Origin of the sequence: Nocardiopsis sp. LDBS0036, from assembly GCF_041228755.1 — a bacterium.
Lineage (GTDB): Bacteria > Actinomycetota > Actinomycetes > Streptosporangiales > Streptosporangiaceae > Nocardiopsis > Nocardiopsis dassonvillei.
On record NZ_CP141103.1, the window covers coordinates 1,851,498 to 1,869,540 of the forward strand.

Annotated in this window: 17 protein-coding genes; 13 read left to right on the forward strand and 4 right to left on the reverse strand. The window is 72.8% G+C overall.

What is annotated here, in order from left to right:
• Positions 1–100: 100 nt before the first annotated feature.
• On the reverse strand, positions 101–1,111 hold the full coding sequence (locus UIS43_RS07710; protein WP_013153832.1) for a YihY/virulence factor BrkB family protein: 1,011 nt from the start codon (positions 1,109–1,111) through the stop codon (positions 101–103).
• A gap of 128 nt (positions 1,112–1,239) precedes the next feature.
• Here UIS43_RS07710 and UIS43_RS07715 point away from each other — a divergent pair, with 128 nt between their 5' ends.
• The 10 genes from UIS43_RS07715 (at position 1,240) to UIS43_RS07760 (ending at position 12,672) form a co-directional block, all read left to right on the forward strand.
• Positions 1,240–1,329, forward strand: coding sequence for a putative leader peptide (locus UIS43_RS07715; RefSeq protein WP_017564358.1), 90 nt, complete (start codon positions 1,240–1,242; stop codon positions 1,327–1,329).
• 178 nt (positions 1,330–1,507) lie between these two features.
• Entirely contained in the window at positions 1,508–3,205 is a 1,698-nt protein-coding gene (locus UIS43_RS07720; RefSeq protein WP_013153833.1) for a nitrite/sulfite reductase, read from the forward strand.
• Positions 3,206–3,327: 122 nt separating this feature from the next.
• The gene (locus UIS43_RS07725; RefSeq protein ID WP_013153834.1) at positions 3,328–3,534 is read left to right on the forward strand and encodes a hypothetical protein; all 207 of its coding nucleotides are present in this window, start codon (positions 3,328–3,330) and stop codon (positions 3,532–3,534) included.
• Positions 3,531–4,235 carry a phosphoadenylyl-sulfate reductase gene (locus UIS43_RS07730; RefSeq protein WP_013153835.1) on the forward strand — a complete coding sequence of 235 codons (705 nt, stop codon included), beginning with the start codon at positions 3,531–3,533 and terminating at the stop codon, positions 4,233–4,235. Before UIS43_RS07725 ends, UIS43_RS07730 begins: the two co-directional genes overlap by 4 nt.
• A 103-nt stretch (positions 4,236–4,338) precedes the next feature.
• Positions 4,339–5,130, forward strand: coding sequence for a sirohydrochlorin chelatase (locus UIS43_RS07735; RefSeq protein ID WP_013153836.1), 792 nt, complete (start codon positions 4,339–4,341; stop codon positions 5,128–5,130).
• Positions 5,131–5,517: 387 nt separating this feature from the next.
• The gene (locus tag UIS43_RS07740) at positions 5,518–6,207 is read left to right on the forward strand and encodes a pyridoxal 5'-phosphate synthase (RefSeq protein WP_117199220.1); all 690 of its coding nucleotides are present in this window, start codon (positions 5,518–5,520) and stop codon (positions 6,205–6,207) included.
• Between the two features lie 158 nt (positions 6,208–6,365).
• Positions 6,366–7,997 carry an acyl-CoA dehydrogenase family protein gene (locus UIS43_RS07745; RefSeq protein WP_370012908.1) on the forward strand — a complete coding sequence of 544 codons (1,632 nt, stop codon included), beginning with the start codon at positions 6,366–6,368 and terminating at the stop codon, positions 7,995–7,997.
• A gap of 454 nt (positions 7,998–8,451) precedes the next feature.
• On the forward strand, positions 8,452–10,614 hold the full coding sequence (glgX, locus tag UIS43_RS07750) for a glycogen debranching protein GlgX (RefSeq protein ID WP_019608327.1): 2,163 nt from the start codon (positions 8,452–8,454) through the stop codon (positions 10,612–10,614).
• Between the two features lie 288 nt (positions 10,615–10,902).
• Positions 10,903–11,712 carry a dihydrofolate reductase family protein gene (locus tag UIS43_RS07755; protein ID WP_370012909.1) on the forward strand — a complete coding sequence of 270 codons (810 nt, stop codon included), beginning with the start codon at positions 10,903–10,905 and terminating at the stop codon, positions 11,710–11,712.
• A 174-nt stretch (positions 11,713–11,886) separates the two neighbouring features.
• The gene (locus UIS43_RS07760) at positions 11,887–12,672 is read left to right on the forward strand and encodes a GntR family transcriptional regulator (protein WP_071622370.1); all 786 of its coding nucleotides are present in this window, start codon (positions 11,887–11,889) and stop codon (positions 12,670–12,672) included.
• Between the two features lie 141 nt (positions 12,673–12,813).
• On the opposite strand, the gene UIS43_RS07765 is transcribed toward UIS43_RS07760, so the two are convergent.
• Positions 12,814–13,245 (reverse strand): hypothetical protein, encoded by a 432-nt coding sequence (locus tag UIS43_RS07765; protein WP_013153842.1) that lies wholly within the window; start codon positions 13,243–13,245, stop codon positions 12,814–12,816.
• A 205-nt stretch (positions 13,246–13,450) separates the two neighbouring features.
• On the opposite strand from UIS43_RS07765, the gene msrB reads away from it, so the two are divergent.
• The 3 genes from msrB to UIS43_RS07780 all read left to right on the forward strand — a co-directional run bounded on the left by msrB (position 13,451) and on the right by UIS43_RS07780 (position 15,614).
• Positions 13,451–13,894 (forward strand): peptide-methionine (R)-S-oxide reductase MsrB, encoded by a 444-nt coding sequence (gene msrB, locus UIS43_RS07770; RefSeq protein ID WP_013153843.1) that lies wholly within the window; start codon positions 13,451–13,453, stop codon positions 13,892–13,894.
• Between the two features lie 261 nt (positions 13,895–14,155).
• Positions 14,156–14,824 carry a phosphatidylserine decarboxylase gene (locus UIS43_RS07775; RefSeq protein WP_013153844.1) on the forward strand — a complete coding sequence of 223 codons (669 nt, stop codon included), beginning with the start codon at positions 14,156–14,158 and terminating at the stop codon, positions 14,822–14,824.
• Positions 14,811–15,614 (forward strand): phosphatidylcholine/phosphatidylserine synthase, encoded by an 804-nt coding sequence (locus tag UIS43_RS07780; RefSeq protein ID WP_013153845.1) that lies wholly within the window; start codon positions 14,811–14,813, stop codon positions 15,612–15,614. Before UIS43_RS07775 ends, UIS43_RS07780 begins: the two co-directional genes overlap by 14 nt.
• Before the next feature lie 69 nt (positions 15,615–15,683).
• Here the strand turns inward: UIS43_RS07780 and hemQ are convergent, their stop codons facing one another.
• Both hemQ and hemG read right to left on the reverse strand, forming a co-directional pair.
• Positions 15,684–16,394, reverse strand: coding sequence for a hydrogen peroxide-dependent heme synthase (gene hemQ, locus UIS43_RS07785; protein ID WP_013153846.1), 711 nt, complete (start codon positions 16,392–16,394; stop codon positions 15,684–15,686).
• Positions 16,391–17,857, reverse strand: coding sequence for a protoporphyrinogen oxidase (gene hemG / locus UIS43_RS07790; protein WP_071622371.1), 1,467 nt, complete (start codon positions 17,855–17,857; stop codon positions 16,391–16,393). Before hemG ends, hemQ begins: the two co-directional genes overlap by 4 nt.
• Positions 17,858–18,043 lie beyond the last annotated feature (186 nt).

Genomic DNA, 18,043 nt, shown 5'->3' on the forward strand with positions numbered 1-18,043 from the left:
GGGATCGCGGCCTCCCGCCCGTCGGCACGACAAAACTACCGGCGGCACAGGACTTTCCGGGCTTTTCGGACGCCGAAGCGCGACCGCCGACCGGAACCGGTCAGTGCCCGTTGCTCTCCACGATCGTGTCGATGAACGCCTTCTCCCGGCGCTGGACGAGCCGGTTGGCCCGCTCGAAGTCCCGGTTGGCGATCTCCGCCCGGGCGGCGGCGGTGCGCGGCATGGGCCACATCGCGTCGATCTCGGCGTTGAAGGACGATCCCACCAGCACGGCGATCGCCATCACGAACAGCCAGGCCAGGATGGCGATCGGCGCGGCCAGGGAACCGTAGATGGTCACCTGGCCGAAGGAGGCGTCCAGGTAGACCCGCAGCGCCACCGAACCCGTGATCAGCACCAGTGCGGCCAGCAGCGCCCCCGGCAGGTGGCGCCACAGCGGGGTGCGCACCGGCACGCTCAGGGCGTAGAGCAGGGTGACCGCGGCGACGGCGAGCAGGGCGACGGTCGGCCAGTAGAACAGGTTGAGCCGCCCCACGGTCATGGGCAGCAACCGGTTGACCAGGTCCGGCCCTGCCACCAGGACCGGCAGCAGGAGGATGGCGAACAGCAGCCCGCCCAGGTAGGCGACGAAGGCCAGGACCCGCTGGCGCACCCAGCCGCGCAGTTCGTCCAGGCCGTAGGAGATCGTGATCGAGCGGATGAAGACGTTCATCGCCCGCGACCCCGACCACAGCGACACCAGGAACGTCACCGACAGGACCCCGCCCGGGACTCCCCCGAGGAAGTCGTCCACGAGCGGCTCGACCACGCTGTCCACGGTGTCCGGGGTCAGCACCCGCGCGGTCAGGTCCAGGATCCACAGCCGGATCTCCTCGACGAAGTCCTCGCCGAGCACGACGGTCAGCGGGCCCAGGGCGCCCAGGAGGCCCAGCATGAGCGCGGGCAGCGAGATGAGGGTGAAGAAGGCCGACTCGGCGGCCAGCCCGACGACCCGGTCGCGCGCGAAGGCCCGGACCGTGCGCAGGACGAGGAGCATCCCGCTGCGCAGGCGGGCATGACGTCTCAGCCACCCGTCCACGGCGTACCACAGCCGCTCCCAGAAACCCGCCACGGAGGAAACGTTAGCGCTCCTCGGGAGCCGTCCCGCGCCACGGGCGCACGGACCTAGTGACGTGACTCACTCGGGGGCGGTCAGACCCCGTCTGGACAAAGCCTCGACGCCCGTGACATTCTCATTACATGATCGCTGCTCTGGACCCCATGCTCTACGTGCGCCGTCACGTGGACTTCCTGCGGGTCGGCAGCGCCATCTGTTGCAGCGTCGGTTAATCCCACCGCCCTTTGACGCACCCCAGGGGTGCGCGCGGCACCGGCGCCCTGCCTCTTCTCCTTATCCCACACGCGGATCCCTCCCGATCGCCAGCACGACGATGTGCGGCGACGCGGGCGTGCGGTGTGGACGCCGGGGCTGTGAGCACCCCGCGACACCTCATCGGAGACACCCGCGATGCCTCCCTCTTCCGCGCAGCCCGGCAGGACAGCGACCGCGGCCAAGCCGCGCCGCCGCCGTGGTGAGGGCCAGTGGGCCCTCGGCTACCACGAGCCGCTGAACAAGAACGAGGAGAACAAGAAGAACGACGACGGGCTCAACGTCCGCGATCGGATCATCAACATCTACTCCAAGGGCGGGTTCGACTCGATCGACCCCGCCGACCTGCGCGGACGGTTCCGCTGGTTCGGCCTGTACACCCAGCGCGCGCCGGGCATCGACGGCGGCAAGACGGCCGTCCTGGAGCCCGAGGAACTCGACGACCGCTACTTCATGCTGCGGGTGCGCATCGACGGGGGGCAGCTGACGGTCGCCCAGCTGCGCGCGGTCGCCGAGATCTCCCGCGACTACGGGCGCGACACCGCCGACATCACCGACCGCCAGAACGTCCAGTACCACTGGATCCGGGTGGAGGACGTCCCGGCGATCTGGGAGAAGCTGGAGTCGGTGGGCCTGTCCACCATGGAGGCCTGCGGCGACACCCCGCGCGTCATCCTGGGCTGTCCGCTGGCCGGGGTCGCCGAGGAGGAGGTCATCGACGCCGGTCCCGCGATCCGCGAGATCTACGAGGACCACATCGGCAGCGAGCTGTACTCCAACCTGCCTCGCAAGTTCAAGACCTCGGTGTCGGGGTGCACGGTGCACTGCGTCAACCACGAGATCAACGACGTGGCGTTCGCGGGCGTGCGCAACGAGGCGGGCGAGGCGGGCTACGACCTGTTCGTCGGCGGCGGCCTGTCCACGAACCCGATGTTCGCCCAGCGCCTGGGCACGTTCGTGCGCCCGGACCAGGTGAGCGAGGTGTGGGCCGGGGTCTGCGGGATCTTCCGCGACTACGGCTACCGGCGCCTGCGCACCCGCGCCCGGATCAAGTTCCTCATCAAGGACTGGGGCGCGGAGAAGTTCCGCGACGTCCTGGAGAAGGAGTACCTGGGCTACGCCCTGCCCGACGGCCCCGCCGTCGAACTGGACTCGGGTCTGCGCCGCGACCACGTGGGCGTGCACCGCCAGAAGGACGGCAGGTTCTACGTGGGCTTCGCGCCCAAGGTGGGCCGGGTTTCGGGCACCGCGCTGCTGCGCGTCGCCGACATCGCCGAGGAGCACGGTTCGGACCGCGTCCGCACCACCGCCGACCAGAAGCTGGTCATCCTCGACGTGGAGGAGGACCGGATCGCCTCGATCACCTCCGCCCTGGAGACGGAGGGGCTCCAGGTCAACCCGAGCGTGTTCCGCCGCCAGACGATGGCCTGCACCGGCATCGAGTTCTGCAAGCTGGCGATCGTGGAGACCAAGGACCGCGCGGCCACCCTGATCGACGAGCTGGAGAAGCGGCTGCCCGACTTCGAGGAGCCGCTGACCATCAACGTCAACGGCTGCCCGAACTCGTGCGCGCGCATCCAGGTCGCCGACATCGGCCTCAAGGGCCAGCTCGTCATGAACTCCGAGGGCGAGCAGGTCGAGGGCTACCAGATCCACCTGGGCGGCGGCATGGGGCTGACCCAGTCCTTCGGCAAGAAGATCCGCGGACTCAAGGCCACCGCCGACGAGCTGCCCGACTACGTCGAGCGGGTGGTGCGCCGGTTCCAGGACCAGAAGGAGGACGGCGAGTCGTTCGCCTCCTGGGTCGGCCGGGCCGAGGACGCCGACCTGAAGTAGTTCGTCCGGGCGGTCGGGACCGCCGCGGCCGCCCGGCCGCGGCACCGGGGCCGGTCCGCGTGCGGACCGGCCCACGGCCGCGAAACGACCTGGAAGACCCGAGCGAGAGGAAGAGGTGCGCCATGTCCGAGAGGGCCGCGCCCCACTACTGCCCCTACTGCGGCGACGAGGACCTCGTGCCCGAGGAGGGCGCCGCCGTCAAGGGAGAGGGCTACCCCTGGGCCTGCCTGTCCTGTGCCCGGGTGTTTCGGGTCAAGTACGTCGGGTTGCGCTCCGCGTCCTTCTCCGCGGGAGGCGCCCCCTCCAGACCGACGGAAGGGAACTCATGAACTCCACCACCATCACCCCCCTGGGCGGTCCCGAGCTCGCCGAGCGGGCCGCGCGCGAACTGGAGGAGGCCTCCGCCTCGGAGATCATCTCCTGGGCCGCCGAGACCTTCGGCGACCAGCTGTGCATGACCTCGTCCATGGCCGACGCGCTCATGGTGGACCTGGTCTCCCGGACGGTGCCGGGGATCGACGTCATCTTCCTGGACACCGGCTACCACTTCCCCGAGACCATCGGCACGCGTGACGCCGTGGCCTCCGTGTACGACATCAACCTCATCAACGTCGAGCCCACCCGCACGGTGGCCGAGCAGGACCTGGCCCTGGGCCCGCGCCTGCACGGGCGCGACCCCGGCATCTGCTGCCACCTGCGCAAGGTGGAGCCCCTCCAGCGGGCCCTGGAGCCCTACGCCGCGTGGCTGACCGGCCTGCGCCGGGAGGACTCGGCGACCCGCCGCGACACCCCGATCGTGCAGTGGGACCGGCGCCGGCGGATGACCAAGGTCAACCCGATCGCCCGCTGGACCCAGGACCAGGTGGACGCCTACATGGCCGAGAACGGGGTCATCGTGAACCCGCTCCAGTACGACGGCTACCCCTCGATCGGCTGCGAGCCGTGCACGCGGCGGGTGGCGCCGGGCGAGGACCCGCGCAGCGGCCGGTGGTCCGGCACGGGCAAGACCGAGTGCGGAATCCACGTGTGAGTGCGCCCTCGGCGGCCGGGCCGTGCGGCCCGGCCGCGGCTCCGCCGGGGTTGGGCGGGGCCGGGGGCGGCGGCGGTGCTCGGAGGCGAGGAGGAGGACGGCCATGACGGCGGACGGAACCGGTGCGCGCGGCGGCGGAGGCCGGGGCGGGGGCGTGCCCCTGCTGGCGGTGGCGCACGGCAGCGCCGACCCGAGGTCGGCGCGGGCCGTGTCGGCGGTGTTCGAGCGGGTGCGGGCGCTGCGGCCGGAGCTCGACGTGCGCGTGTCCTACCTGGACCACGTGGCGCCCTCCGCGCGGGACGCGCTGGAGGAGCTGGCCGCGCGCGGGGCGGGTGAGGCGGTGGTGCTGCCGGCGCTGCTGACGGCGGCCTACCACAGCAAGGTGGACCTGCCGAAGGTGCTGGCGGACGCGCGCGGGCGCAGCCCGTGGCTGCGGGTGCGCTACGCCGACACCCTGGGCCCGCACCCGCTGCTGACGGAGGCGGTGGAGCGGCGCCTGGACGAGGCGGGGGTGCGCCCCGACCCCGACACGGCCCTGGTGCTGGCCTCGGCCGGTTCCAGCGACCCCGGGGCGAACGCGACCGTGGCGGCGATGGCCGCCGAGCTGGCCGGACGCGGCCCCTGGCGGGAGGTCGTGGCGGCCTACGCGTCCGCGGCCTCCCCCGGTCCGGGGGAGGCGGTGGCCGCCCTGCGCGAGCGGGGGGCGTCGCGGGTGGCCGTGGCCACCTACCTGCTGGCGCCGGGGTTCTTCGCCGACCGGGTGCGCGCCCGGTCGCTGGAGGCGGGTGCGTACGCGGTGTCCGAGGCGCTGGGGGACGTGCCCGAGATGGCCGGGGTGGTGCTGGACCGCTACGACGCGGCGGTGGCGTCGCGGCACGCGACCAGCTTCCGCTGAGGCGCGGAGCGCTGCCGGTCGAGGCGGGAGCACCGACGGGCTGCGGTGCCCGGCGTCCGCGCCGTGGGGGCGTACGGGCGGACAAGGCGGCCCAGGGCAGACGACGCGGGACAGGGCGCGCGGGACGGAAGGGGCGAACGGGCGGTCCGCCGGGCGGGCCGCCCGTTCGCGTTGTCGCGGGCGGGATCGCCGCCGGGCGGGGCGAACGCGGGAACCGGCCCGACGACGGGAACCGGCCGCCTTCCGGCCCTCCCCCGCCGCGCCTCCCGAGAGGGCCGCACGCGGTTGTCCACAACCTCGGAAAGTGGCTTGTCCGCGCGACCGCGGCCCAGAAGAATCGGAGGTGGGCGCCGCGAACGCGCGCCGACCGACCGAGGAGTCGTGGGGGTGTCCGTGTCGGAGGAACGGAGTGCGGTGCGCAGCGGTGTCCGGGACCTGCTGCGGGGGCTGCCGGTGTTCTCGGGGGTGCTGCCGGAGTTCGACCCCGGAGCGGCGCCCGAGGACCCGGCGGAGCTGTTCCTGGAGTGGTTCTCCGAGGCGGTCGAGAGCGGTGTGGCCGAGCCGCACGCGATGACGGTCACGACCGTGGACGGAGAGGGGGCTCCGTCGGCCCGCGTGGTCATCATGAAGGACTTCACGCCCGAGGGCTGGTGGTTCGCCACCACGACCGGCTCGCGCAAGGGACGGGAGCTGGCCCGCAACCCGGCGGTGGCGCTGTTGTTCCACTGGATCGGGCAGGGCCGCCAGGTGCGGGTGCGCGGGCGGGCGGAGCTGGCCGCGCCGGAGCGGTGCGCCGCGGACTACCTGGCGCGGCCGCTGGAGTCGAGGGTGGCCGGTCTGCACGGCAGACAGAGCGAGCCCCTGGACGATCTCGCGGACGTCGACCGCGTGGCGCGGGAGAGCCGGGAGCGGCTGGAGCGCGACCCGGAGCTGGTTGCCGAGGACTGGGGCCTGTACCTGGTCCGCCCGGCCGAGGTGGAGTTCTGGCAGGCCGACCGGGACCGCCGCCACACGCGCCTGCGCTACACCCGTCCGGGGGTCGGCGCGTCCTGGGAACGCGGCCTGCTCTGGCCGTGACCGGGCGGAGGCACCACGGCCGGACCCGTCGTCCCCGAGAGCGGCCATCGACCCGGGACCCAAGCGTGACCGAACCTGGTTCTGTTCGGTGTCCCCTGCGGGGATAGGATTCCCGCACTCCGACCGCCCGCGACCAGCAACGAAAAGAGGTGGCCGCCGTGCCCCCCACACACGAGGTGTTCAACCAGGCGCCCCCGCTCGGCGACTACGCGGCGGCCGAGGACCCGGCGCTCGTGGAGGGCCTGCGGCGCGAGGGCGCCGGATGGGCCGAGGCCGAGGTGCGCGAGGTCGGCGACGCGGCCGGTTCGGAGCGGGTCCGCGCCTGGGGCGAGTCCGCCAACGCCTACCCGCCGGTGCTGCGCACCCACGACCGCTACGGCCACCGGGTGGACGAGGTCGACTACCAGCCCGCCTACCACGTGCTCATGGACCAGGCGGTGGAGCACGGCATGCACGCCGCGCCGTGGGCGGACGGGCGTCCGGGCGCGCACGTGGCCCGCGCCGCCAAGTTCTTCCTGTGGTCCCAGCCCGAGGCTGGTCACGGGTGCCCGGTGTCGATGACCTACGCGGCGGTCCCGGCCCTGCGCCACTCCCCCGAGCTGGCGCGGCGGTACGAGCTTCTGCTCACCGCGCCCGTCTACGACTTCGGGCTGCGGGCGCCGCACACCAAGCGCGGGCTCCTCGCGGGCATGTCGATGACCGAGAAGCAGGGCGGCTCGGACGTGCGCGCCAACACCACCCGCGCGGTCCCCACCGCCGAGGGGCACCACGTGCTGACCGGGCACAAGTGGTTCACCTCGGCGCCGATGAGCGACTTCTTCCTCACCCTGGCACAGGCGCCCGAGGGGCTGAGCTGCTTCCTGGTGCCCCGGGTGCTGGAGGACGGCGGCCGCAACGCGCTGCACATCCAACGGCTCAAGGACAAGCTGGGCAACCGCTCCAACGCGTCGGCGGAGCTGGAGTACGACGGTGCCGTCGCCCATCTGGTCGGTGAGCCGGGCAGGGGCGTGCCCACCATCATCGAGATGGTCAACAGCACCCGGCTGGACTGCGTGATCGGCTCGGCCGCGGGCATGCGCGCCGCGGTGGTGCACGCCCTGCACCACGCCGAGCACCGCAGCGCCTTCGGCGGGGTGCTGGTCGAGCAGCCGCTGATGCGCAACGTGCTCGCCGACCTGGCACTGGAGTCGGAGGCGGCGACGGCGCTGATGACCCGTCTGGCCGGTGCCGTGGACCGCGCGGTGCGCGGGGACGAGACCGAGGCGGCCTTCCGCCGCCTGGGGGTGGCCGTGGGCAAGTTCTGGGTGACCAAGCGCCAGCCCGCGCACGCCGCCGAGGCGCTGGAGTGCCTGGGCGGCAACGGGTACGTGGAGGAGTCGGGGATGCCCCGGCTGTTCCGGGACTCCCCGCTCAACTCCGTCTGGGAGGGCTCGGGCAACGTGGCGGCGCTGGACGTGCTGCGCGCGATGGGCCGCAGCCCCGAGTCGCTGGAGGCCTTCCTGGCCGAGCTGCGCGCGGCCGCGGGCGTGGACGACCACTACGACGCGGCGGTCAAGCGGTTGGAGCAGGCCCTGGGCGACCCGGAGGAGGCGCAGTACCGGGCGCGGACGGTCGTGGAGCTGATGGCGCTGGTCCTGCAGGCGTCGGTGCTGCTGCGCCACGCGCCCACCCCGGTCGCCGAGGCGTTCACCGCCTCGCGTCTGGGTGGCGAGTGGGGGCACGTGTTCGGCACCCTGCCCAGAGGGGTGGACACCGAGCTGATCCTGGACCGGGCCCGCCCGAGCCGGTGAGGCCGGGGGCGCGCCCCCGCCGCGCGGAGGGGGCCGGGGGCGCGCCGCCCTCCTCCGTACGGGGGTCCGGGGACGCTCTGCCGCGGATGCGGCGAGCACCGGTGGGGGCCGGGCCCGTGCGCCCCCGCACGGCCCCGGAACGCGCTGGGCACGAGGGGAACCAGAGGCGCGCGGAGAGCACGCGGACACCCTTTCTTAACCTCATAAATCCCGATTACCACTCTTAACCCTGATAATTCCCACAAAAACCCGCAAGAGGGACGGCCGATGAATGATCATCGGCCAGGTCGGCATACTTCGGCGTCCGGAGCGGAACAAAGAAGTCGTCACAGACCACGACCGCCTGCTTTCGGACGGGGAGCGGGCCCGCGCAGACCCTCCAGGAACAGCCGGAGGCGCGCGGGCCCGAACAGCCCCTTCCGAAGGCCCCGAATCCAAGAGACTGACGACGCCTATGGTGGAAGTCTGGCCAGGTAGTTCCTATCCGCTCGGTGCGACCTACGACGGGTCCGGCACCAATTTCTCCCTCTTCTCCGAGGCCGCCGAACAGGTGGACCTGTGCCTGTTCGACGACGACGGTGAGGAGACGCGTATACCACTGACCGAGTACGACGGTTTCGTCTGGCACGGTTACCTTCCCGGCGTCGGACCGGGACAGCAGTACGGGTACCGCGTCCACGGGCCCTACGCCCCGGAGCAGGGGCTGCGGTGCAATCCGAACAAACTGCTCACCGACCCCTACGCGAAGGCGCTGAACGGCAACCTCACCTGGCACGAATCCCTGTTCAGCTACCACTTCGCCTCGCCGGAGCGCAGGAACACCAAGGACAGCGCGCCCTACGTGCCCAAGTGCGTGGTGGTCAGCCCGTTCTTCGACTGGGGAAACGAGTCCAGGCCCCGTACGCCCTACCACCGCACGGTGATCTACGAGGCGCACGTACGCGGGCTCACCATGCGCCACCCGGGCATCCCCGAACACCAGCGGGGCACCTACTCGGGACTGGCCCACCCGGTGATGATCGACTACCTCACCTCGCTGGGGGTGACCGCGGTCGAGCTCATGCCCGTGCACCACTTCGTGCCCGAGCACGCCATGGTGGCCCGGGGGCTGACCAACTACTGGGGGTACAACACCCTGGCCTTCCTGGCCCCGCACAGCGGGTACGCGGCGCGCGGCTCGCGCGGGCAGCAGGTCCAGGAGTTCAAGGCGATGGTCAAGTCGCTGCACGAGGCGGGCATCGAGGTGCTGCTCGACGTGGTGTACAACCACACCGCCGAGGGCGACCACATGGGGCCCACGCTGTCGCTGCGCGGCATCGACAACCTCAGCTACTACCGGGTCAGCGACGAGGACCAGCGCTACTACCTCGACTACACCGGCTGCGGCAACAGCCTGAACGTGCGCCATCCGCACTCGTTGCAGCTGATCATGGACTCGCTGCGGTACTGGGTCCTGGAGATGCACGTGGACGGGTTCCGCTTCGACCTCGCCTCGGCCCTGGCCCGCGAGTTCCACGACGTGGACCGGCTGAGCACGTTCTTCGACATCGTCCAGCAGGACCCGGTGATCTCGCAGGTCAAGCTGATCGCCGAACCCTGGGACGTGGGCCCGGGCGGCTACCAGGTGGGCAACTTCCCGCCGCTGTGGACCGAGTGGAACGGCAAGTACCGCGACACCGTGCGCGACTACTGGCGGGGCGAGCCCGTGGTGGGCGAGCTGGCCTCGCGCCTGGCCGGGTCCAGCGACCTGTACCAGGACGACGGCCGCCGACCGGTGGCCTCCATCAACTTCATCACCTGCCACGACGGCTTCACCATGGCCGACCTGGTGTCCTACGACCGCAAGCACAACGAGGCCAACGGCGAGGACAACCGGGACGGCACGGACGACAACCGGTCCTGGAACCACGGTGTGGAGGGGCCCACCGAGGACCCCGCGATCATCACGCTGCGCCGCCGCCAGGTGCGCAACTTCCTCACCACCCTGTACCTGTCGCAGGGGGTGGTGATGCTCTCCCACGGTGACGAGGTGGGACGCACCCAGAACGGCAACAACAACGCCTACTGCCAGGACAACGAGATCGCCTGGATCGACTGGAAGGGCGCCGGGCTAGGCGAGGACGAGGAGCCCGACAACGACCTGCTGGACTACGTGCGCGGGCTGGCGCGGCTGCGCCGCGACCACCCGGTGTTCCGGCGCCGCCGGTTCTTCCGGGGCAGCCCGGTGGGCGGCGCCAAGGCCGGGAAGAGGGGGCTGCCCGACATCGTGTGGCTGCGCCCGAACGGAAAGAAGATGACCGGCGACGACTGGAACTCCACCGGCCAGGCCCTGGGCGTGTTCCTCAACGGGGACGCCATCACCGAACCCGACCCGCGCGGTCGGCGGATCCGGGACAGTTCGTTCCTGCTGCTGCTCAACAGCGGCCCGGAGACGGTGGACTTCACCGTTCCGGGCACCGAGTACGGCATGGCCTGGGAGACCGTGCTGGACACCGCCGAGCCGGACGTGGAGGGACGGCCGTTCGTGGCGGCCTCCGGTCCGGTGCGGGTGATCGACCGGGCGCTGCTGCTGCTGCGCCGGGTGTCGCACAAGCACACGCCGTCCCCCCGGTCCTGAGGGACCGGGCACACGGGCCCCGGAAGCTCCCCGGCGGGAGCGGCCGGGGCCCGTCGGCGTGGGCGGCCGGTGGAACGCGAAGACGCACGAGGACACCAACGGGGGCAACGGAAAAGCCGGTTCGGCCGGGGCCCGCCGCCGCGCACGCGGCGTCCCGGTCGTCCACAGGAAAGGATCCGCTCTGGTGGCGGCGCGGCGCGTTGGAGATGCTGGGTGAAAAAGGCTGGGCAGGGGGGCTCGCGCCCCCCTCCTCGGGGTGCCCCGGGCCACCGCCTACTCTGGGTGACCATGTCGAGTACACACACCGGCGCGGACGCCCCCGCCGCCCCCATCGCGTTCCGGCAGCTGCTGCCCGTCTCCGGCTGCGCGGACGCGGACCCGGCCGCCGCCTACGCCTACCCCGCTGATCTGGACCGCCCCTGGGTGCGCGCCAACATGGTGGCCAGCGCCGACGGCGGCGCCGTGGGCCCCTCGGGGCGCAGCAGGGACCTGTCCTCGGCGCCCGACCGCAGGATCATGGGCGCGCTGCGCGCCCTGTGCGACGTGGTGCTGGTGGGCGCGGCCACGGCGCGCGTGGAGGGGTACGGGCCGGTCCGCGTCCGCAGGGCGTGGGAGGGGCTGCGCGAGGGACGGGCCCGGACACCGGCCGTGGCGGTGGTCTCCCGCTCCCTCGACCTGCCCGCCGACCTGCTCACCGAAGCGCCGCCGCACGCGCGCACGCTGGTGTTCACCACGAGCGGCGCCCCCCGGGACAGGCGCCGCGAGGTGGCCGCGCGCGCCGACCTCGTGGTGGTCGAGGGGGACTCGGTGGCGCCCGCGCACATCGTGGACGCCCTGGCCGAGCGCGGACTGTACCGCGTACTGACCGAGGGCGGCCCGCGCCTGCTGGCGGAGTTCGTGGCGGCGGGGCTGCTGGACGAGCTGTGCCTGACCCTGAGCCCGCACCTGCTGGGGTCGGGGCCGCCGCGCATCGTGGCGGGGGGACCGGACGCTCCCGGAGCGCCGGAGCGCACCACCGGCGCGCGGAGCACGCCCGTGCGGATGGCGCACCTGCTGGAGGCGGAGGGGAGCCTGTTCGCGCGTTACGTCAGGGAATAGGGCGTCTGCGGAGAACACACGGGTAACCGCTCGGTTTCGGCCGCCTCACAACCACGCATGAACCATCCCGCAACCGGACATACCCGAGGTGTGCCCTCCAGTGGGAACACCGCTGCTGGACCCAGGACACACCGCATTGACGGGGCTTACCGGCTTGGCCCCCCGGCCGAGAGGATGAACGTGGTGCCGACGTCCGAAAACGGATCCCCTCCGGTCTATCGCGGAATAGCCGAGGAACTACGCGAACAGATCCGCTCCGGACGGTACGCCGACGGCGACCGCCTGCCCGGGGAGAACACCCTCATGGAACGCCACGGCGTCGCACGGGCCACCGCGAGGCAGGCGCTCTCCGTACTGATCAACGAGGGCCTGGCCGTGGCCGTGCGCGGCTCGGGCATCTACGTCCGCCTGTTCCGGCCCCTGCGAAGACACGGCGCCCGGCGGCTGTCCCAGGACCTGTGGGGCAGCGGGCGCGCGATCTGGCAGGTCGACAGCGAGGACCGCGGGTACGAGGTGGACAGCCTGCGCGTGGACGAGCCGGCGCCCGCCGCGCACGTGGCGCGCGCGCTGGGCCTGGCCGAGGGGGCCGGGGTGGTGCGGCGCTCGCGCCGCTACCTCGTGGACGGGCGTCCGGTGCAGCAGGCCGTCTCGCACCTGCCCCTGGACGTGCTGGGGAACGGCGGGGAGCCGTCGGCCCGGCGCGTACGGGACCACGACAGCGGGCCGGGGGGCATCTACGCGCGCCTGGCCGAACTGGGGCACGCCCCGGCGCACTTCACCGAGGAGATCCGGGTGCGCATGCCCACCCCCGAGGAGAGCGAGGTGCTGGAACTCGCCCCCGGAACCCCGGTGCTGGAGGTGGCGCGCACCGCGCTGACCGCCGACCACCGGCCGGTGGAGTTCAACGAGATCACCATGGACGGCTCGGCCTACGTGCTGCGGTACGACTTCGACGCCTGAGCCGGGTCCTGGTCCCCGACCGCGCGGCCCGCCCGTCCCCGGGGCAGCGCCGCACGCCCCCCGAGCCTCCGAAAGCCCTGACTCCCGAGAGCGGGGGGAGGGACGCCGCCCCGGCGCCCCTCCCCCCTTCTCGGACCGGCTTCAGCGACCGCCTCGCTTGGAGGCGAACACCAGGTACGCCAACGGCAGGAGGACGAGTCCCACCGCCAGCGCACCGGCGGCGGCGAAGGGCAGGGAGTCCGACGCGGTCATGGCCCACCGTGCCATGCCGAACCCCAGGAGGAGCGCGACCGCCAGCGCGCACACGGCGACGGCCGCGGCGGCGAGCAGCAGCGCGCGTTCGCTCCAGGGTTCGGGCCGGGCGCGATCGGCCCGCACGGCCGTGGAGCGGACGCTGAGCTCGGCGGCCCAGCGCAGCTCACGGCCGGTGGTGGCCGCTCCGTCGGCGACGGTCCTCAGAAGGGACCGCGCGCCCGTGGTGTTCTGGTCGAGCCACCACAGTCCGTACCGGATCCTGCCCACGCGCAGCGGTCGCCTGTTCACTCCGAGTGCCTGATGCGTTGTAACGGTCATGTCACCTGCCTCAAGTGCACTGTTCGACCACTGACCCTGGCTACAGCCGTACCCTCGCCTTCGGCTACCGAACGTCGCATAGGCCGAAGTTAGGAGGGTCTGGCCGTTTGGGACGGTTTTCCTGTCCCGAATGTCATATGTGAGTGTTTGCGGCACGAAGGGTGCTGAGGCGGCATCCGGAGCCGATTCGGGGTAGCGTCGTCCCATGGCTGACTCAGCGGACCAGGCCCAGGACAACGGCAGCGGGCCCAAGGACATCCCCCGGACCGACCAGGAATGGCGCGAACGGCTCAACTCCCAGGAGTACGCGGTACTGCGCGAGGCCGCCACCGAGCGCCCGTGGACCGGGGAGTACGTGGACACCACGACCGCGGGGGTCTACCGCTGCCGCGGCTGCGGCGCCGAACTGTTCCGTTCCGGCGAGAAGTTCGAGTCCCACTGCGGATGGCCCAGCTTCTACGACCCGGCCGACTCCGACGCGGTGGTCCTGCACGAGGACCGCTCCCTGGGCATGGTGCGCACCGAGGTGCGGTGCGCCACATGCGACTCACACCTGGGCCACGTCTTCCACGGCGAGGGGTACGCCACCCCCACCGACGACCGGTACTGCATCAACTCCGTCGCCCTCACCCTGGAGCCGACCGAGTAGGTTGCCGTACGATCCTGGTGCCGGACGGCGGGACCGGGACCGCCCGGGGACGGCGGCGCGCACCCGCGACCCGTTCTCGGCGGAATCAGGAATAATCGCATTCAGCGCACCAACGGCCGGTCCCCCACCGGCCCGCGGGGCGCGGCGCGCGGGGCCGGTCACATCCGGCCCCTCCGCCAGCCGGCCCGGGAGCCCCGGGCCGACCCCCGCAGCGGCAACCTATGTGCGGGCGAACCGACAGACCCGCGACGAAAGCGCTCGATGACCGACGACTCACCACTCTCATCCGTCTCCCACCGCCCCGCGGCGCGTCCGCGCCTGGGCATGGCACAGGGTTCGGCCCCGTGGCTGCTGCCCGCGCTGGGAGCCGCCGGAGCCGCTGTCCTGGCCGCCCGGGGCTCGCGGGCCCGCACTGCGCTCGCCGTCCCGGTGGTCGGGCTCGCGGCGGGGATGACCTGGTTCTTCCGGGACCCCGAGCGCGGCCCGGCGACCGGACGGGTGCTGTCCGCGGCGGACGGCGTCGTGCAGAGCCTCGACCCCCAGCCCGACGGGCGGACCAGGGTCGCGGTGTTCATGAACCCCCTCAACGTGCACGTCAACCGTGCCCCCCTCGCCGGCGTGGTGACAGGCGTCGAGCACCGACCCGGCGGCTTCCGCCCCGCATTCGACAAGGACAGCGAGCGTAATGAGCGCGTCATCTGGACCCTTGAAACCGAGATCGGTGCGATCACGGTCGTTCAAATCGCCGGCGCGATGGTCAGGCGTATCGTCCCGTATCTCGCTGCGGGGCAGAAGGTCGAGCAAGGGGAGAGGATCGGTCTCATCCGGTTCGGGTCCAGGGTCGACGTCTACCTTCCGTCCGGGATCGCCCCGGCGGTGGAGGTCGGCCAGAAGGTCCGGGCCGGAGAAACCCGCCTTGACGCCGACTGAGAACGCCGTGGCGGCCGACGGGGCCGCCTCCACCGTTCCGCAGGAGGCTCCCAGACTGCGCCTGGGCGTGGCCGACTACCTGACGCTCGGCAACGCCCTGTGCGGCTTCCTGGCGGTGTGGGCGCTGGTGGTGGCCCAGTCCGCGCAGGAGGCGGCCGGGATCGCCGGACCGCTGCCGCGCACGGCCATGGCCACGGTCGTGGGCCTGATGCTGGTCGCGGCCGCCCTGGACGTGCTCGACGGCCGGGTCGCCCGCAAGCTGGGCGGCAGCGGCATGGGCGCGGAGCTGGACAACCTGGCCGACGTGATCAGCTTCGGGTTCGCGCCCGCGTTCTTCTTCGTCGTGTGGGGCATGCGGACCGAGGGCCCGGACCTGCTGCCGGTCGCGGCGGGCGGGGCCGTGCTGCTCGCGGTCATCGTGCGCCTGGCCCGGTTCTCCTGCCAGGCCCCGGGCGCCAGCTACTTCACCGGGCTGCCGTGCCCGTTCGGCGCCATGGCCGTGGTGACGGTGGTCCTGCTGGACCCGCCGCTGGTGGCGGGGGTGACGGCGGTGCTGCTCATCTCCTGGCTGATGGTGAGCCGGATGGAGTACCCCAAGCCGCGCGGGCGCAAGGCCCACGCGGTGCTGGGCATCCTGGCCGTCGGGGTCGCCCTCATGGCCGTGTGGGGCATGGGCCTGCCCGCGGGCCAGACGCTCATCTACCTGATGAGCGCCGCCGTGCTGGGCTTCATCGTCACCATCCCGTTCTACGTCCTGGCCGTGCGGCGGGCCGCCGCGGCGCAGGACTGACGTACACGCGCGGGGGCGCCCCGGGGAGGAGTTCCCTCCCCGGGGCGCCCCCGTTCGCGTTGTGGCCGTCTACGGCAGGGACTCGACCAGCTCGGCGACGCTCTTGCGGCGACCGGTGTAGAACGGCACCTCCTCGCGGGTGTGCAGGCGGGCCTTGGCGCCGCGCAGGTGGCGCATCAGGTCCACGATGCGGTGCAGGTCGTCGGCCTCGAAGGCGAGCAGCCACTCGTAGTCGTTGAGCCCGAACGAGGACACCGTGTTGGCGCGCACGTCCGGGTAGGGGGCGGCCATGCGGCCGTGCTCGGCGAGCAGCGCGCGGCGCTCGTCGTCGGGCAGCAGGTACCACTCGTAGGAGCGCACGAACGGGTACACGCACAGGTGCTCGCGCGGCTCCTCCCCGGCCAGGAACGCGGGCACGTGGCCGCGGTTGAACTCGGCGGGGCGGTGCAGGCCCACGACCGACCACACCGGGGTGCTCACCCGGCCGATCCGCGTGCGACGGAAGGCCGTGTAGACATCCTGGACCTGCTCGGGGGAGTCGGCCACCCACCAGAACATGATGTCGGCGTCGGCGCGGAATCCCTGGACGTCGTAGCTGCCGCGGGTGGTCACACCCTGCTCGGCGGCCTTGTCCAGGAGCGTGGCCAGTTCGTCGGCCGCGGCGGCGCGGTCGATCCCGTCCAGGGCCCCGACCTTGAAGACCGACCACATGGTGTAGCGGATGAGGGAGTTGAGGTCGCTGCCGTCCTGCTCGACGGCTTCGTTGTGCTGGCCCGTCACGGGTTGACTCCTTGCTGGTTCGTTCCGGCGGCCTCGTCGCCGCCGGTGGGACTGTTCGTCGTGAGGGCGCCCGCCAGGAGGTCTGCCTGCTGGAGGGCGTCGGCGACGCAGGCGGGGACGCCCACACCGCCGTAGACCGCGCCGCACACCCCCAGGCCGGGACTGCGGGCGACGTCGGCGCGCACGCGCTCGACGAGGGAGGCGTGGCCGACGGCGTACTGGGGCAGACCGTCGGTCCACCGGGTGACCCGGGTCTGCACCGGCGCCCCGGCCATGCCGGTGACCGTGGCCAGGTCGCGCACGGCGGCCGCGGCCAGCTCCTCGTCGGAGCGCTCCAGGACCCGCTCCTCGCCGAAGCGCCCGATGGAGCAGCGCAGCACGACCAGGTCGTCGCCGGGGTTGGCCGCGGCCAGCTCCTCGGCGATCCAGGGCCACTTGTTGCTGGAGAAGGTGGCGGCCTTGACGGTCAGCCCCTCCCCCGCCGGGACGAGGAAGCCCGTGCCGGTGAGCGGCTCGGGGAAGGCGGACGCGGGCAGGGCCAGGGTCACCAGGGCCATGCTGGCGTACTCGACGCCGCCGAGGTCGCGGGAGGCGCCGGGGGCGTGCCCGGCGAGCAGGCGGGCCGCCTCGGGGGCGGGGCAGGCGAGCAGGACGCCGTCGCAGGCGATGCGTTCGCCGCTGTCCAGGCGCACCCGCCAGCCCTCGGGCAGCCGTTCCAGGGCGCGCACCGGCGAGCCCACGCGCAGGCTGTCGGCGTGGCGTTCGGCGAGCGCGCCGACGAGTCCGGCCACGCCTCCGCGCAGGGAGGCGAACACCGGCCCGGGCTTGGTGGGCGCCGCTCCCCTGCCGCGCAGGCTGGTGCGAACGGCGTGCATCAGGGAGCGGTTCCGGCGGGCCATGGGCGCGATCTGCGGCAGCGTGGACTCCAGGGAGAGCCGGTCGGCGCGGCCCGCGTACACGCCGCCCAGGAGGGGCTCGACGAGGCGGTCGACGACCTCCGGGCCCATGCGGGCCCCGACGTAGTCGGCGACGGACACGTCGCCGCGCACCGGCGTGCGCGGGAGCACGAGGTCGAGTCCGGCCCGCAGGGTTCCGGCCCCGGAGAGCACCCCGCTGCGGGCGAGCGCGCGCAGGTCGCCGGGCACGCCCATGAGCTGGCCCTTGGGCAGGGGGCGCACCCGTCCGCGGCTGTAGACGGCGGCGGCGCCGGGGCCGGGGTGCACCACCCGGTCGTCCAGGCCCAGCTCGGAGAACAGGTCCAGCGCCTCGGGGCGGCGGGCGAGCACCGCCTCGGCGCCCGCGTCCACGGACACCCCCGCCACCGGTGAGGCGCGCAGCTTGCCCCCGGGGGCGTCGGAGGCCTCCACCACGGTGACGGCGGCGCCCAGACCACGGAGGCGGTGCGCGGCGGTGAGTCCGGAGACCCCGCCCCCGACCACGACGACGTGCGGTGCTTCAGGCATACCCCCAGCTTCCCAGATGACCTGGGTCACCGTGATCCGCCTTCCCCCGCGACACCCCGTGATCCGCGTCGCGCCCGCGTCGGGTCCGCGCGCGGCTTCCCGGGCGGTCCGGGGCGGCCCCGCCGCCGCACGCCACCGTTGCCGGGTCGTTACCACGGCGCCGCAACGGGACCGCGGCGGAGCACG